Raw genomic sequence first — 16,998 nt, 5'->3', positions numbered from 1 at the left:
TAATTAACCAGCGTCAGCGATTTTCTTTACCAGTTTCTGCGTATGCTGCAGTGACATCAGCTGAGCATAAATAGCGGTTAAATAACCGTTTTTACGCAGCTCAAGGAACATTTCATCGCTCAACTCGTTCAGTTTTGGCTCGTCAATCAGGTAAATACCGTTAATACGGCGCTCTTCACCTTTAATTGTCAGTGTTAATACCTGTTCTTTAATCAGCTCCAGGCTTTGTAATTTTTCCACAAAGTTGCGGGTAATCATGCCCATATCGACATATTCAGCCATTTGCTGTTTACGCTGGGTTAAAAACTCGCTTTCGCTGCCATCGTCGTTAAACAGGGCATTACCTTCAGCCTGACCAACACGGGCCGAGCTTTCATCCAGGCCCACCATCAGGCGATCGCCATCTGGCTTATCTTTAACCAGCACCAGCGGGTAATTACGCGCCGCACGTGGCACATACAGCGCCTGCCATTGATCATTTTGCATAAACAGGTTTTGCTGCGCAGCCAGACCCAGCATAGCTACCGGCTGAAAAGTGTCGTTGGCTTTTACAAATACAATCGGAAACTCAGCACCGGCTACAACAAATTCGTGTACCACTACCGGTAATAAATGCTCGCTGCTGATATGAGAAAAGGCGTTGTTATTATTGATTTTAGTTGCGGCGTGCTGTTCTTTATTTAACGGCACAATCTTAGGTGTTGAAGTCATAAACTGCTCTTTATTCTGTTCATGGATTTGAGAAGTACTGGTGGCAAAGATGTTGTTATAAGTCGCCTACCCCGAACGCCACCAGCAGTGCGGTGTTATCATGCGCTAAGTCAACAACGGGATCAATACCAAAACACTTCACTACTTACATAGTTTTTAACTGTGTAATCAGCCAATCTTTAATGTTGGCATCCCGCTTGTTCGGCAGCTCACCGGCAATACCTTGTTGTGTTTCAGTTAAATGTGCAACCGGGTTGCCATCAGCATGAAATGCAAAGTGATTAAAAAACGCCTGCCAGTGCTGCCTTTGCTCTGGCGGTAGCTGTCTTATCGTCATTAAGGTGTGCAACAGGCTGTCAAAAGGCGATGCCTGAATTGCGTCATCTCCCAGTGAACCGCCCCACCAGTAATTAATCAGAACATTAACTGCAGACAATGACTCGACGTGATGCCACCACAAGGTAGGTATATACAGCACATCACCGGGTTCAAGCTCAGCGAGCTGAGCGTGCTCAAGTGCCGATTTAAATTTAGGGTGTGCGGCAAAGTCTGGTTTTAGCATATCAACCATACTGATGGGGGCTCCGGCCGGAGTGTAATCCAGCGGGCCGATATATAAGTTGCTGACCTGCTCTGGTGGAAATAAGGTAAAACGCCGGGAACCGGCCACAACACAGGCCAAATTATCTGCGTTGTCAAAATGTGCCGGCACTATAATGCGGTTTCCCACCCAGATCCGCGGACATATATCAGCAGCCAGTAAAGGCATCGTATTTAAACGGCGAAAATCCGGTAAACAGGCATCAGTGCGGGCGCTTTGTACTGCTATATGCAAAGCATCTTTTTTACCGTTAATTTTGCGTAGCTCATTAATAACCGCAGTAACCGGCGCTTTTTGTCGCTCAAAGTTAAATCCTGTCAGCGTCTCGTTGTAACTTAAACGTCCGCCGCTATCGGGATGAGCCAGTATAGTATTTACCTCAGATCTGTTATCCAGTGCGGCAAAATAGTGTTGTAATTGCATATCTGATTGCAAAGCAGCCTGCACTGCTGGCCAGTGTTTTACTGCCTGACGCAATACTGCTGGCTGGTGCAACGGAACAATCTTCTGCCGGAACAAGGCTTCATCGACGTTATGCCACTGGGTAACATCTTTCATATAATTGTCTCCACTCAGTGGCTGAAAATATAAAGGTTGGTACTGCTTAGCAGTACCAACCTTTGGCTTTACGGTCAACATTTGGCGGGTCAGAAGTTCATACGCACACCAGCAACAAAGCGGCGACCATTTTCATAGATAGAAAACAACCGCGCTTTATCTGTATTATATTCAACAACTTCTTCGTTGGTCAGGTTAACCGCCTCCAGGGAAAAGGTAATATTGTCGGTCAGGTTGTAACTTAGGCTGGCATCCAGTTGGCCATAGCTGTCATTCCATAACTCATCACCGTTATAGTGCAGGCCTTTGTACCATTCGGTGCGGTAGTTATACATTAAACGGGCACCAATTTTATCCGTCTCATAGTACACGCTGGCGTTAGCCATATGTCTGGAGGTACCTTCAACCAGGCCTGATCCCGGTGAAGCCAGATCGCGCACTTCATCACGCTCGGCGTTGGTATAGGTGTAGTTAGCACTGACGCCAAAATCACCAAAGGCCTGCTGATAGCTGACTTCGAAGCCATCTGTTTTACCGCCAGGACCATTTTCAGGACGGGTAAAAGTAACATCGACCCACTCTTCGCCTTCTTCCCAGTAACGTTGATCAACAAAGGTGGAAAAACTGCGGTAACTTTTCACATCTTTATGGAAATAGGTTACAGCAAATAAGGCTGATGCATCAAAATACCACTCCCACGATATATCAAACTGGTCAGCAATTTGTGGCATTAACATCGGGTTGCTGGCACTACCCGTTGGCTGGGCTACATCAAGTGAACCATAGGTGATAGACGACGAAATATTATTCCAGTCTTGCCGCGCCATTACGCGCGCCGCACCAAAACGCAGGATCTGATCCTCTGATAAATCAAAAGCAATATTCAGACTAGGCAACACTTCACTGTAATCGTTGTCCGTTTCAACCCAGGCTAAATATTCTGGTGTCAGCCATTCACGGTCTATAGTCTGCAAGCCCCAGGAATCGCCGGAGAATTCATAACCACCTGAGGTTTGCTGCGTATCTACATAACGCATGCCAACATTACCGCGGAAACCTTCACCTTCAAAATCACCCTGTACATAAAGCGCCAAAATATTCTCTTCAACACTCCAAATCTCAGGCAAATTAAGTGATTTAGCATAATCTGCCGGTACACCGTCTAACCCTTCGAAAGCAATTTGCTCCATCACTGCACGGTTATGTGCCAATTGCTGAGTCATATTGCCATTTACCACGGCGTCGATATTAACGGTGCCACTAAACAAACCACATTGGGCTAAATCGTAACAACTGGCAAAAATATGGTCCAGATAGCTACCTGCGACATCCTCGTTACCCGTCATGGTTTCTGGCCCATGCCAGCTGTAAGCAATACGGTCTTGAGTCCGTTCTGCCGCACGATATTTAACACCGGTTTTTACTGCTGAAAATGCGCCCTTTTGCACCGGAATAGTAAAATCAAGCTGACCATAGGTTTCTTCATCTGTTGTAGGCTTTTCGCCACCCCAAATCCAACCCGGACGGAACTGCGTAGGATCAGACGCATCTACCGTAGTTGACGCCGATGGTTTACCACCACGCAAATCAAAGGTGTAACCGGTAATATCTGCCGGAGTACCATACTCCCAAGATGTTTCGCGATAAGTACCACCTTTAGCTTTGGTGTGACCGACCTGAGTGTGCAACTCAAACATTTCAGCACTGTAGGTTAGATCGAGGTCTATAGAGCGGGTTTCAGTTGAAGATACACGGTTAATAAAGTTATAAGCCGCTGTACCACCTGTTGTGACTTCGCCAGCCACAATACTGCCATTTTCGGTGACAGTATTTGTCAACGCGGCTGCATTGTTGTTGACAAAAATCAGCCAGTTCTGGTTCTGGTTGTTAGCATCTACTTTGGAATCAAGCACATTCAGCACCATATCCAGCTTGTCATTTGGTCTTGCTTGCAACGACAAAAATAAGGTTTCGCGTTCACGGTCTTGTTCAAACCGTGGCACACCAATATGGCTTGGTACTTTTGCGTCTAAATCCGGGTTAGTTGGCCAACCCAGAATTTCAATCCCTTCACGAACGACTTTACGATCCTGCTTGATCGCCGACACCAGAATACCGAAACTATCGTCATCATTTTTCCATGAATACAAGCCGGAGATCTGAGGGTCCCACTTCTCCGACGCCTCTGAATACTGCCCTTCCAGCGAAATATTGACTGAGTTTGCTTCCATCGACAGCGGTTTGCGCGTACGCAGAATAACCGTACCACCAATCGAGCCTTCGTCAATACTGGCAAGCGGCGATTTATACACTTCTAAATCAGACACCAATGCAGAGGGCAGCATAGTGTAGTTGAAACTACGGCCTGGATTATCCAGAATAAACCAGTCTGCTGTTGCTACTGTCTGGCCATTAAGCAAAGTACGGTTAGTAGATGAACTGGCACCGCGTACAGTAATTTTTTCACCTTCACCAAACTCACGACTTACACCAACACCGGTAATACGTGACAACGACTCGGCAACGTTTTTATCGGGGAATTTGCCAATATCTTCTGCCGTAACTACATCTACAACGGCATTTGAGTAACGCTTGGCGTTTAAGTTCGCCTCTTGTGAAGCGCGTATACCGCGGATTTCTATAACTTCAACCTGTTCTGTTGCTTCAACCTGATCGGCGGCAAATGCTGGCATTGTTAATGCGGCACTTCCTACCAACAAGCTGAGCTTCACTGCTAAGGCACATTTATTAATTTTATTGTGCTGCATATGCTTCTCCCGTTCCTGTTTTAATCTTACTGTTTTATTTTATCCCGGACACTCAATGACAACGCTGTCATTGCAAATGAACATACACAAAAAAATTTGCCTTTGCAAACCAAATACGACGAAAATTTAACCGCATTATCAAACTTAGTCTATTTGCTTATTTACCCGCCTCTTCCGTATTGCAAAAATCCAGTATCACAAAAAATATCGTGGTATGTGTAATTTTTAAAAATAATTCATAATGTTAAACCTATACAGCATTAGCTAAGGCAGTATCATTCTTAACGCAATAGCAATTAACATTTGCCGTTTCGCAAAAAAACAGGTATCCATTAGTTTAATTTGATCTAATGAATGACCAACGCTGTCATTTCTATACTAACTATTACTGTAAATGGCGATATAATAGGCAGCCTTAACGTAGTAAAACCGTGGGATAAACCATGAAAGTAACCATTAATGATGTTGCCAGCCATGCTGGGGTATCTATTAAAACCGTATCCCGGGTAATGAACAATGAACCGTCGGTGCGAAAAGACACTTATGACAAAGTGATGGCGGCTATTACTGCGCTGCAATATCAGCCTAATGCTGCCGCCCGTAATCTGGCCAGTAACCGCTCATTTAGCATTGGTTATATCTACGACAACCCTAATGCCTATTATGTAATTGATATGCAACGTGGTTTACTTGATGCATGCCGTAAGCACGGTTATGAGCTGCTTATTCACCCCACCAATGCCAAATCACCGGATATTGTGCAGGAAGTGATAGACTTAGTGCAGCAATCACGTTTAGCCGGCCTGGTGCTAACGCCGCCGTTTTCTGAAATGCCGCATATTGCCGAAGCGCTGGAAAAGATCGGCGTACATTTTGTCAGGATTATCTCTGGCTCTACGCCGTCACCTAAGTTAAGTAACTGTGTGCTGGTAGACGATTTTACCGCCGCCTTTAAAATTACTAACCATTTGCTGGAACTGGGCCACACTGATATCGCCTTTTTATGTGGTGACGAAGAACACAGTTCAAGCGGCGAGCGCTTAGCCGGTTATCAGGCAGCGCTGACTAAACGCGGCATTACCCCCAATTCTAAGTTTATTGTGCCGGGCAGTTACTCATTTGAGTCGGGTGTAAAAGGTGCAAAACAGCTGATGAGCCTGAGCAAAAAACCCAGCGCTATTTTTGCCTGTAATGATGAAATTGCCGCAGGTGCCTTATTTAGTGCCCGGCTGATGAATATTGCTATTCCGCAGCAACTGGCGATTGCTGGTTTTGAAAACAGCCCATTTTCGCGCCAAACCTGGCCGCCGCTAACCACAGCACACCAACCTAACGTGACCATAGCGCAGCAAGCGGCAGAGCTGTTATTCCGTCATACCAAGCCAAATGCCAGTAAGACGCTGTCAGACAAGCAGCCGGTATTTATCCCTGAGCTGCTGGTACGTGAATCTACTGCTGTTAGTGAATAAAGCCTATAGCAACCTTAATCCACCGGAACCGGAGCGCTCACATCAACACGCCTTCCCTGGGGGCTCGACTATAAACTTCATCCATGAAGTTTATCCTGCGGACCAGCGTAGCTGTTCAAATGCGCTCCCGGCGCATTTGTCAGCATCAATGCCTTCAACGGTTGATTTAGAGCACTCCGATTCCTCTATCTGATTGGTTTTCTTAACCGCCAAACTGATAGTAGGTTGGTGAACCCGGCCCTACCGGCAAGCCCAGCACAAACACCCAAACGTAAAACAGCAAGGTCCAACCCACGAAAAACACCATGGTATAAGGCAGCATGGTGGCGATCAACGTGCCAATGCCTAAATCTTTCTTATAGCGTGCTGCCACCGCCAGTATTAAGCCAAAGTAGCTCATCATTGGCGTGATCAGGTTAGTTACCGAGTCACCAATACGGTAGGCCGCCTGTATTACCTCCGGCGAGTAGCCAACAATCATCAGCATAGGCACAAAAATAGGCGCGAAAATAGCCCACTGCGCCGAAGCTGAACCCAGCGACAAGTTGACCAACGCACACATGCCAATAAAGAAGAAAAATAACCCCGGCCCGGTTAAGCCAATATCCTGCAGCAAAGTAGCGCCATTCACCGCCAAAATCGAGCCTAAGTTAGACCAACCGAAAAAGGCGACAAACTGGGCTGCAAAGAACACCAGTACAATATACAAGCCCATAGAGCTGATGCTTTTTGCCATCGCATTAATCACATCACGGTCGGTTTTCATTGTGCCGACAACGCGGCCATAGATATAACCCGGAATAGCAAAAGTGACGAAAATAAATACCACTATGCCTTTTAAGAACGGCGAACCGGCAACTAACCCGGTCTCAGGATGCCGCAATGGCCCCCACTGTGGCACCACACTTAATACCAGCAAAATACCCAGCGCCAGAAACGCCAGGCCGGCCGCTTTTAAGCCGCGCTTTTCCTTTGCGCTCAGTTTATCTAATTGTGGTTTGCCTAAATCAACCGCCGCTTCACTAACGTCGTATTTGCCCAATTTGGGCTCTACTATTTTCTCAGTAACAAAAGCCCCCAAACCGGCAATAAAAAATGTGCTGACAATCATAAAAAACCAGTTCGCTTCAGGCCCAACGGTGTAATCAGGGTCAATTAAATTGGCAGCCGACTGGGTAAAACCAGCCAGTAATGGATCAACAGTACCAATAAACAGATTAGCGCTATAGCCACCGGATACACCGGCGAAAGCGGCTGCCAAACCTGCCAGCGGATGGCGCCCGAGCGAGTGGAAGATCACCGCCGCCATCGGTATTAACACCACATAACCCAGCTCTGAAGCCGTATTAGAAATAATACCGGCGAATACAATCGTTACAGTAACCATGCGCTTAGAGGCGCCCATTACCAGGCCACGCATCGCGGCAGAAATCAGCCCGGAGTGCTCGGCAATACTCACGCCCAGCAAAGCTACCAGCACCACACCCAGAGGTGGAAAGCTGGTAAAGTTAGTAACCAGGTTAGACACAATGCGCTGCAGCCCCTCGACACTGACCAGGTTAACCACACGGATCACGCCGTCTGCCGCGCGCCCTGCAGTACCTTCCGGCCGCGGGTCTATCGCACTGACATCAAAGTATGCTGCTATACCGCTGCCCAGCACCACGGCTACAGCAAACATAGCAAATAAAGTAACAGGATGCGGCAGCAGGTTACCAAACCACTCTACCGTATCGAGAAAACGGGTAAACCAGCCGCGTTTGCCGTTATCGGCGGTGTTATTGTCAGAAGCTGACATAAAGTATCCTCAACGTAAGACTTTATCGGGTGCTGCAACCACCTGGGTTAGCACTCTGATTATGCCGCTTTATGCCATACAGAGCGTAATAAGCTATTAAAACGCTGAAAAATAACATTTATGACGGCCAAAACCACCCTGGAAGCGGATGTAGTTTTGTTATAAGCCGGCAAATTTAGCACAACTGACGGGCATCACAAAACCTCAATACCTTATTCTGCTAATTAGCTATCCAGATGACATTGTAATGCGCCGTTTTAGCGCAACATAACTTGCGACAGTGCTTATAGCACTAAAGTAGCGTTGCCCGACGTTAGCGCTGCTTCTAGCATGGAAGGTATCAGCTAAGTGCAATCTCACTACGGAGTAAACAGCATGCAGGTTCTTGTAACAGGGGGTACCGGCGGTATAGGTTTTGCCATTGCCAGCCATTTTGCCGCTCAGGGCCACAAGGTTATTCTTGCCGATCTGCAGCAAAGCAGTATCGACAACAAAGTGGCCGAGCTTAAACAGCTAGGTTTTGCCGCAGAGGGCATTGTGCTTGACGTTACCGACGCAGCATCTATCGCCAGCTGTGCGGCTAAGTACCCGGCGGATGTCCTTATTAACAATGCAGGCATTCAGCACGTTGCCAGGTTGGAAGACTTTCCGCCGGAAAAATGGCAGCTATTGCTTAATGTCATGCTTACCGGCCCGGCTATGCTAAGCCGCGCCATGCTGCCTGGCATGCGTGAGCGTAATTTTGGCCGCATTATTAATATCGGTTCTATCCATGCGCTGGTAGCATCGCCATTTAAATCGGCTTATGTTGCTGCCAAGCATGGTTTACTCGGCTTTAGTAAAGTAGTCGCGCTGGAAAACGCCGACATCAACTTTACCATTAATACTGTGTGCCCGGCTTATGTAAAAACCCCACTGGTAGAGCAGCAAATTGCGGCCCAGGCCAAAGAGCATAATCTGACAGAGCAGCAGGTAATAGAGCAGATCATGCTGGCGCCTATGCCACAAAAAGCTTTTATTGGTGTTGACGAAATTGCCGCCACTGCCGCTTTTTTATGTAGTGATGCCGCACGGCATATGACAGCACAAACCCTGGTGCTGGATGGCGGCTGGACAGCCCGCTAGCTCAATGCTGAAAACTCGGGCACAATCCGTACATTATGTTATCTAATGACAGCACCTGAACTTATGATGCTAAACGGCAGCAGCATTGGGCTTGGCACCATTGCTGCGCTTTCGTTGGTTTACCTGTTAATTTTGTTCAGCGTGGGCCGCTTTGGCAGGCGCATTAACAGTAAACACCCGCTGGCTCCCTGGGTGTTCAGCTTTGCGCTGTCTATTTACTGTACGTCCTGGGCATTTTATGGTGTTACCGCCCAAGCTGCCGTAAACGGCTGGTGGATGCCTCCTACCTATATCGGTTCTTTTATCCTGTTCTGGTTCGGCTTTAAGCTTATCGCCCGCATCGCTATTGCCTGTCGCCGTTACCGTATCACCTCAGTTGCCGACTTTATTGCCACCCGCTTTGGCCATTCGCGCAGCCTGGCGGTGATCACCACACTTATTCTGTTAATGTCTACCGTGCCTTATATAGCGCTGCAGCTGCATGCTGTATCTACCAGCATTAACACGCTGGTTGGCAGTAAGCCTGGCCTGGCCTGGTACAGCGATACCGGCCTTTATGTCAGCTTGTGGATGGCTGTCTTTGCCTTGTTGTTTGTCAGCAAAAGCGCCAAGGCCCACCAACCCAACCCCGGCCTGATGACCGCCATCGCCTTTGAATCACTGGTTAAATTGCTGGCCCTGCTGGCCATTGGCGCTTTTGTGTTTTGGGGCATGTACGACGGTATCGGCCAGATATTCCAACTGGCCGCGCTCAGCCCCGCAGTGCAACAGGTGCAGCAACAAGCCCTGCCTGCTCATACCTACTGGCTGCACGTATTGCTGGGGTTTGCCGCTACCTTATGTTTACCACGGCAATTCCACGTTACCTTTGTGGAAAACCAACATCTGGGGCATTTACGCAGCGCCCGCTGGATTTTTCCGCTTTATCTGCTGTTAATGGGTATGTTTACCCTGCCACTGGCGCTGGCCGGCGTAATGTTGCTGGGCAGCAATGCCAATATCGATCTGGTGGTACTGCAGCTGCCATTGGCTGCACAACGCACCGATATCGCCTTGCTGGCGTATCTGGGTGGCTTTTCAGCTGCAACCAGCATGGTGGTGGTGGCCACGGTGGTGCTGGGTATTATGATCACCAACGAACTGCTGGCACCACTGCTTTACCGCACACCGGCACGCCAGGCGGCGGCGTCCGGCCATATCAAAATTTCAACACTGCGCCGTATTGCCATGCTGGCGGTAATGGCGCTGGGTTATGTGTATTACCGCTGGATTGGCACCGAAACCGGCCTGGCTCAGCTGGGTTTAACCGCCTTTGCCCTGGTGGCACAACTGGCGCCGGCGCTAATTCTTGGCTTACTCAGCCGCAATATTAACCGTCAGGGCGCTATCGCCGGTTTGTGCGGCGGTGCACTGGTATGGGCTTATATTATTTTGCTGCCCGAACTTAGCCGCGCCGGTTTACTGGGCAATCAGTGGTTAACTCAGGGGCCTTTTGGTATCGGCCTGCTGGCACCACAAAAGCTGCTGGGGTTAAATATCGACATGATTAGCCTGGGCGTGCTGGTAAGCCTGACAGTAAACTGCCTGCTAGTGCTGTTAGTCAGCCGTGTTAGCACCACACGGGTGGGTGAATGGCTGGAAAGCGGCCGTTTTTTACGTACCCAGCTTACCCAACACAACGCCAGGCCACTAAACCTCAGCGTGCAGGATTGCTACCTGCTGGTAAAACGCTTTGCCGGAGAAAAAGAAGCCCGCCGCCTGCTGCAACGTAATTTAAAAGACCCACACGAGCTGCAGCAACTGGCCCCGGCTAATTTGCTACAAGCCGCCGAGCGCAGTTTAGCCGCCGTAGTAGGTGGTGCCTCTATGCGGCTGATTATGGACGCCAGCGGCCGCCATGCTGCCTTGCCGCTGGAGTCGGTTGCCCGTTTTGTTGACGAAGCCAGCCAGGTGTTTCAGTTTAATCAGGCACTGCTGCGATCCACCATCGATAATATCAGCCAGGGCATCAGCGTAGTAGATGCCGATCTGCGTCTGATTGCCTGGAACCAGCGCTACATTGATATGTTCAGCTACCCTCCGGCCCTGGTGGAAGTGGGTCGGCCGGTAGCCGATGTTATTCGCTTTAACCTGCAGCGCGGCCTGATCGACAGCCACGACATAGAAGCCGAAATTAATAAACGGCTTAGCTATTTAAAACAAGGCAGCGCCTATAAGTTTCAGCGCCGCCAGCAAGACGGCCGCGTACTGGAAATGCAGGGTAACCCGTTGCCCGGCGGGGGCTTTGTTACTACGTATACAGATGTCAGTGCTTTTATCGATACCCAGCAGCAATTAGAGCAACGCGTAACAGAGCGCACCCAAGCCCTGCAACAACTTAATCAGCAGTTGCAGCAGGCACAGCAAAAGATTGAAGCCGCTACGCAGGCGAAAACGCGCTTCTTTGCCGCCGCCAGCCATGACTTAATGCAGCCGTTTAACGCCTCAGCGCTGTTTGCCAGCTTACTGCGCGACAAGCAAACTGAGCCAGAGCTTAAACAACTTAGCCAGAACCTGATCAGTTCTTTAAATTCTGCCGAAGAGTTGCTTGGTGCCATTTTGGAGCTGACTAAACTTGATTCGGGCGTGATCAGCGCCCATCACCAGCCGGTAACTATACAGGCACTGCTGGATGACATCGCCAAAGACGCCAGCGTTCTGGCGCAGGAAAAAGGCCTGTCACTGCACTACCTGCCAGCAAAACTGGCGGTAAGCACCGACCGTAAACTGTTAAAACGGGTGGTGCAAAACCTGTTATCCAATGCCATTCGTTATACCCAAAGCGGCAAAGTATTGTTGGGCGTCAAGCGGCGAGGCAGCGCTGTGCAAATTTGCGTTATGGATACCGGTGTCGGCATTGCGATACAAGATCAGCAACGTATTTTTGAAGAGTTTCAGCAAGGTGAACAGCAGGATCAAAAAGGCCTCGGGCTGGGCCTGGCGATAGCACGGCGTATCAGCACTATTTTAGGCCATCCGTTAACACTGCAATCAGTGCCGGGCAAAGGCAGTTGTTTTAGCCTGACAGTGCCGGTTACTCAGGCGCCGGTTGCACTTATTGCCGCAAAAACCCAGCAAGAGATCAGCGCCAGCTTTGCCGGTAAAACAGTATTACTGCTGGATAACGAACCTCAGTTACGCTCAGCGGTAGCAGAGCTGCTGCGTAGCTGGAGTATTGCTGTTACCGCCATCGGCCAGCCAGCCGAAGCGCTGCAGGCGTTACAACAAGGCCTGAAACCCGATTTACTACTGTTTGATTATCATCTGGACAACAACGCCACCGGCGTTGAAGTTGCCGAACAACTGGCGGCACATTTCGCTGTTAATGTACCGGTGATTATTCATTCGGCGGATCATAATGAAAACATTCGCGAAACAGCATTAAACGCCGGTTATTACTTTTTGCTCAAACCACTTAAACCGGTGGCGCTGAAAAAACTGTTCCAGCGCTTATTGCGTTAAACACTCTCCGGCAGTTTCAGTTTTTCAAACATAATACCGGCCAGGGTGCGGTTATTAACGTTCAGTTTGCGCAAAATGGCTGATACATGCTGCTTAATGGTGGTTTCCTGCACGTTCATCTCGTAGGCAATTTGCTTATTCAGCAGGCCGTCGGCAATCATTTTTAGCACACGAAACTGCTGCGGGGTAAGTTGCTCCAGCCGGTGGGCGAAATCTTCATCAATAAGTGGTTTGGCGTTGCGTACATCCTGCTCAAGTTCGGCAGGCAGCCAGTTGTCGCCGTTTAATACCGCCGCGATGGCTTCAGATAACAGCTCCAGCGGCGCTGATTTAGGAATATAGGCCGCAGCACCTAATGTTAATGCCTGACGGATAATAACCGGGTTTTCTTCGGCCGATACCATAATAACCGGTACGTCCGGATATTCGGTGCGCAGTGCACTTAAGCCGGTAAAACCGTCTGAGCCGGGCATTTTTAAGTCGAGAAAAATAAAGTTGGTGTCGGGGTGCGCCCTTAGCAAGGGCCAGAGTTGTTGCATGTTTTGCGCCTGCAGCAGCAGGGCGTCGCTGCCAAGAATATTGGCGCAAGCCTGCGATAGCGCTACGCGAAACAACGGGTGGTCGTCAGCAATTAAAGCAATCATAAATCCGGTTCTGAGCCTTTTGGCCCATAATGTACCGGGGCTTTCGCCCCGGCAAGTGTTTTATACCCGTCCTACCTGAAGATGCAGCGGTGTTGGCTATATAATTTAGAAACGGTAACCAACGCTCAGGCTAACGGTACGCGGGTCAATATAAAAACCCAGTACTGAGTTATCCAGCACCGCACCGGCAAAATTATAACCGGCGATACGCGCTTGTTTGTCACCCAGGTTTTTACCCTGTAGCGACACATCCCAGTGGCCATCGTTTGAATACCAGTTTACACCGGCATTAAATACTGTGTAAGCGCCGTAATCCAGCATAGACGGCACTTCAAAGATCTGGGTTTCGCTGCGGTGCGCCATATTGGCTGTCAGCACAAATTCACCGATGTCAGTTGCAATGCTGTACTTACCGGCCAGTGTCGCTGTCAGCTCAGGCGTGTTAGCAAAAGCCCAAACATCGGACACATCCACCACCTGCTGCTGGTTCGGGTCGAAAAATTCCACTTTATTGAAGCTGGCATCAACGTAACCCACTATCATGCTTAAATCAAAATCACGGCTTACCGCAAATTGCGCTTCCAGTTCTACACCATTTAGATCAGCGCTGGCAGCGTTTAGTACCTGTGATGCTACCGTCACCACGCCGGGCGCCGTTTCAACCGAGCGCTGTACGGTAACCTGCATATCGTCGTAAGACGACATAAACACCGCGGCATTTAAGCGTAAACGCTGATTAAACCACTCGCTTTTCATACCCAGTTCATAGGTATCAACGGTTTCTTCCTGATACGGTTCGTCGGCATCGGGGTTAATGGCTTGATTGGCGCGCATGTCAAAACCGCCGGATTTAAAACCGTTGGTGTAGCTACCGTATAACATCAGATCGCGGCTGTACTGATATTCTGCGCCCACACGCGGCGAGAAGTGGCTGAAGCTTTCACTGCCGGTAAATTCGGTTTGGGTAGACAGGTAAACGCCGTCAGTGTCACGCGGGAATTTATAACCGGCATAAACATAGCGGTACACGCTGGCGTCTTTATCATCTTTGGTATAACGGCCACCAAAGGTTAATGACCATTTATCATCCAGCTGATAAGTGCCCTGGGCATAAGCGGCAATGCTGTCGGTTTGCACACAGCCGCCGTTTTCGGTGGTGCTTAAGCCATAAACTACCTGGCCAAAGGCACCGCAGGCTTCGCCGTCGTAGTAATACAGGCCTGATGCTACTTTGAGCTTATCGTCGCTGTATAACAGCTGCAGCTCTTGCGATACCTGAGTGTCTTCATAAAACGCCGGAATATCCAGCGTTGGAAAGCTGGTAGAGTCAAAGTCAATATTGGTATCGGTTACCCCTTCGCGCCGCGCAGTAACAGACTTAAGCGTCCAGTTATCAGACAAATCCAGCGTCATGGTAATTGACTGGCCTTCCGTTTCTACCTTATTGGTTACCGGCATACTGATATTGGCATCATACACGCTGGTTGGCACGGCATCTGTTGGCGCCAGTGCGCTGGGGAACAGCCTAAAACCTCCGCGCGGGTTTGAATCATCTACCGTTTTGTCAGCGTTTAGCAGCATGTTAAAACTATCCGTAACATTCCACTGCAGGCTTACCCGGCCGGTCATCAGCTCTTTGTTGTAGTTGTCATCGCCGGTATTTAAAAACTTACCAAAACCATCGCGGTTAAAGGTGGCAAAAGCACCGCTGATAAACACATTGTCACTCAGGCCGGTCTGGCCGGAAATTTTTAGGTCGCGCTGGTTTTTTGTGCCGACAGTGCCGCGCACCGCAAATTCGTTATCGCCGGTTAGCTGTTTGGTAACATATTTTACCGCACCACCAATGGTATTGCGGCCATACAGCGTGCCCTGCGGGCCGCGCAGTACTTCTATCCGTTCAACGTCGTATACATCCAGTGCTGCACCTTGTGGCCGCGCCATATATACGTCATCAATATAAATACCTACGCCGGGTTCAAAACCCCACAGCGGATCCTGCTGGCCAATACCACGGATATAAGCGGTAAGGGTGCTGTTGGTACCGCGCGATACCTGCAGTGTGGTGTTAGGTGAAAACTGCGCCACTGCAGTAATGTTGTCCATACCGCGCTGGGCCAGCTCTTCTTCACCCAAAGAGGTTACCGCAACCGGCACTGTCTGCAGGTTTTCTACTGTACGCCGGGCAGTTACTTCAATGCGTTCCAGTTTAACGTCAGCTTCTGTCCCGGTAGCCGTATCCTGCGCCAGGGCGCCAGTGGCAAAGCAGCTGCTGATCGCCAGTGCAACTAAGCTGGGTTTAAGTAGGGTACTGCTAAACTTGTGCTGTGCATCGCTATTATAGTTATTGGCCATCTTGGCTCTCCTGCTGTTTGATTTCACATCATCTTGTAATTATTTATGCAGCTTTACTGTAGGCCTAAACGCAGAATTTTTAACCTGTACCTTAGTACTATGGTGATGCCTGCCGTCCTGTATCAGACTAACTGAAACTGATAATAAGGATAACAAGATGTTGAGTCTTATCGGATTGCTGGCTGGGCTTGGCCTGCTGATAGTACTGACGATGCGCGGCTTTAACCTGTTTATTACCGCCCCCCTGTGCGCATTACTGGTGGCAATAACCAATGGTATTCCGTTCTGGCAACTGGCCGATAAAGCCGATTTTGTCCACGGTTATATGTCTGGTTTTGCCGGTTTTGTTGCCGCCTGGTTTCTGATGTTTTTATTGGGCTCTATCTTCGGCAAATTAATGGAGCACACCGGCGCTGCAGACGCTGTGGCACTTGCTATTGTTAAACGGCTGGGCCACACCCGCGCGGTGCTGGCTATAGTACTGGCGTGTGCGGTATTAACCTATGGTGGCGTCAGCTTATTTGTGGTGGCGTTTTCTGCTTACCCTATGGCAGTAAGCCTGTTTAAAGGCGCTAACCTGCCAAGGCGTTTTATTCCGGCAACACTGGCGCTGGGCTCGGTTACCTTTACCATGACATCGGCCGGCTCACCGGAAATACAAAACTGGATCCCCATTCCCTACCTTGGCACCACGCCTTATGCGGGCTGGCAGGTAAGTATTATTGTGGCGCTGTTTATGGCGGTTGGCGGTTACCTTACGCTAATGTGGATGATTAAATCAGCTATGCGCAAGGGCGAGCAGTTTACCGCCCGTAGCAGCGATCCGCTGTTAAGTGATAAACCCTTACCCCACTGGCTAACCGGTTTACTGCCGTTGCTGGTGGTGCTGGTAACTTCGTTTTTGCTGCACGACAGCCTGCAGCAAGCCGCGTTAATTATTGCTCTGGCCGGTGGCGTAATCACGTTGTATTTATTGAATTTCCGCTTTTTATCCAACCCGGCAGCGGCCACTAACGAAGGCGTACTCGGCGCCTTGCTGGCTATTGGTAATACTGCCGCCGTTGTGGGCTTTGGTGCAGTAGCCAAACTAACACCGGCATTTAGCAGCGTAGTAGATTATATGACCCACCTGCCCGGGCCAGAGCTGTTGGGTGCCGCCGTGGCTGTAAGTGCCATCGCCGGATTAACCGGCTCGGCGTCCGGCGGCCAGGTTATTGCCCTGCCGGAAATTGCGCCGCACTATCTGGACCGCGGCGTAGACCCCGAGCAACTGCACCGCGTGGTGGCTATTTCATCCGGCGCGCTCGATTCTCTGCCGCATAATGGCTATGTGGTTACCACCATCCGTGCTATCTGTGGTGAAACACATCAAAATGCCTACTGGCCGGTTGCCGTTGTCAGCGTACTGATGCCGGTGCTGGGCACTATGCTGGCCATAGCGCTGTTTCAGTGGTTTTAACCGGAGGCA

At 49.5% G+C, this 16,998-nt stretch carries 10 protein-coding genes; 4 read left to right on the top strand and 6 right to left on the bottom strand.

What is annotated here, in order from left to right:
* Positions 1-3: 3 nt before the first annotated feature.
* From MJX74_RS10370 to MJX74_RS10360, 3 genes are all read right to left on the bottom strand, one after another.
* Positions 4-711, bottom strand: a complete 708-nt coding sequence (locus MJX74_RS10370) for a SapC family protein (protein ID WP_240222788.1) — start codon at positions 709-711, stop codon at positions 4-6.
* Between the two features lie 145 nt (positions 712-856).
* Positions 857-1,870 (bottom strand): cupin-like domain-containing protein, encoded by a 1,014-nt coding sequence (locus MJX74_RS10365; protein ID WP_240222787.1) that lies wholly within the window; start codon positions 1,868-1,870, stop codon positions 857-859.
* Positions 1,871-1,959: 89 nt separating this feature from the next.
* Positions 1,960-4,638 carry a TonB-dependent receptor gene (locus tag MJX74_RS10360; RefSeq protein ID WP_240222786.1) on the bottom strand — a complete coding sequence of 893 codons (2,679 nt, stop codon included), beginning with the start codon at positions 4,636-4,638 and terminating at the stop codon, positions 1,960-1,962.
* Between the two features lie 443 nt (positions 4,639-5,081).
* On the opposite strand from MJX74_RS10360, the gene MJX74_RS10355 reads away from it, so the two are divergent.
* The gene (locus tag MJX74_RS10355) at positions 5,082-6,107 is read left to right on the top strand and encodes a LacI family DNA-binding transcriptional regulator (protein WP_240222785.1); all 1,026 of its coding nucleotides are present in this window, start codon (positions 5,082-5,084) and stop codon (positions 6,105-6,107) included.
* A 202-nt stretch (positions 6,108-6,309) separates the two neighbouring features.
* On the opposite strand, the gene MJX74_RS10350 is transcribed toward MJX74_RS10355, so the two are convergent.
* Positions 6,310-7,905, bottom strand: a complete 1,596-nt coding sequence (locus MJX74_RS10350; protein WP_240222784.1) for an AbgT family transporter — start codon at positions 7,903-7,905, stop codon at positions 6,310-6,312.
* A 375-nt stretch (positions 7,906-8,280) separates the two neighbouring features.
* Between MJX74_RS10350 and MJX74_RS10345 the strand changes: the two genes are divergently transcribed.
* A complete protein-coding gene (locus MJX74_RS10345) occupies positions 8,281-9,030 on the top strand; it encodes a 3-hydroxybutyrate dehydrogenase (RefSeq protein ID WP_240222783.1) in 750 nt (249 codons plus the stop codon).
* A 45-nt stretch (positions 9,031-9,075) separates the two neighbouring features.
* Positions 9,076-12,531: a hybrid sensor histidine kinase/response regulator gene (locus tag MJX74_RS10340; protein WP_240222782.1), complete on the top strand. Its 3,456-nt coding sequence runs from the start codon at positions 9,076-9,078 to the stop codon at positions 12,529-12,531.
* On the opposite strand, the gene MJX74_RS10335 is transcribed toward MJX74_RS10340, so the two are convergent.
* Positions 12,528-13,175: a response regulator transcription factor gene (locus MJX74_RS10335; RefSeq protein ID WP_240222781.1), complete on the bottom strand. Its 648-nt coding sequence runs from the start codon at positions 13,173-13,175 to the stop codon at positions 12,528-12,530. The two genes, MJX74_RS10340 and MJX74_RS10335, sit on opposite strands and share 4 nt — an antisense overlap.
* Positions 13,176-13,280: 105 nt before the next feature.
* On the bottom strand, positions 13,281-15,530 hold the full coding sequence (locus MJX74_RS10330; RefSeq protein ID WP_240222780.1) for a TonB-dependent receptor: 2,250 nt from the start codon (positions 15,528-15,530) through the stop codon (positions 13,281-13,283).
* A gap of 157 nt (positions 15,531-15,687) precedes the next feature.
* Here MJX74_RS10330 and MJX74_RS10325 point away from each other — a divergent pair, with 157 nt between their 5' ends.
* A complete protein-coding gene (locus MJX74_RS10325) occupies positions 15,688-16,989 on the top strand; it encodes a GntP family permease (RefSeq protein WP_240222779.1) in 1,302 nt (433 codons plus the stop codon).
* The last annotated feature ends 9 nt before the right edge of the window (positions 16,990-16,998 follow it).

Origin of the sequence: Rheinheimera hassiensis (assembly GCF_022436675.1) — a bacterium.
Classification (GTDB): domain Bacteria; phylum Pseudomonadota; class Gammaproteobacteria; order Enterobacterales; family Alteromonadaceae; genus Alishewanella; species Alishewanella hassiensis.
This window is presented reverse-complemented; position numbering and strand designations above follow the sequence as displayed.

Bases quoted from the DNA above. Each gene is read 5' to 3' on its own strand.
- MJX74_RS10370 (WP_240222788.1), bottom strand. From the start codon at position 711: ATGACTTCAACACCTAAGATTGTGCCGTTAAATAAAGAACAGCACGCC.
- MJX74_RS10365 (WP_240222787.1), bottom strand. From the start codon at position 1,870: ATGAAAGATGTTACCCAGTGGCATAACGTCGATGAAGCCTTGTTCCGG.
- MJX74_RS10360 (WP_240222786.1), bottom strand. From the start codon at position 4,638: ATGCAGCACAATAAAATTAATAAATGTGCCTTAGCAGTGAAGCTCAGC.
- MJX74_RS10355 (WP_240222785.1), top strand. From the start codon at position 5,082: ATGAAAGTAACCATTAATGATGTTGCCAGCCATGCTGGGGTATCTATT.
- MJX74_RS10350 (WP_240222784.1), bottom strand. From the start codon at position 7,905: ATGTCAGCTTCTGACAATAACACCGCCGATAACGGCAAACGCGGCTGG.
- MJX74_RS10345 (WP_240222783.1), top strand. From the start codon at position 8,281: ATGCAGGTTCTTGTAACAGGGGGTACCGGCGGTATAGGTTTTGCCATT.
- MJX74_RS10340 (WP_240222782.1), top strand. From the start codon at position 9,076: ATGACAGCACCTGAACTTATGATGCTAAACGGCAGCAGCATTGGGCTT.
- MJX74_RS10335 (WP_240222781.1), bottom strand. From the start codon at position 13,175: ATGATTGCTTTAATTGCTGACGACCACCCGTTGTTTCGCGTAGCGCTA.
- MJX74_RS10330 (WP_240222780.1), bottom strand. From the start codon at position 15,530: ATGGCCAATAACTATAATAGCGATGCACAGCACAAGTTTAGCAGTACC.
- MJX74_RS10325 (WP_240222779.1), top strand. From the start codon at position 15,688: ATGTTGAGTCTTATCGGATTGCTGGCTGGGCTTGGCCTGCTGATAGTA.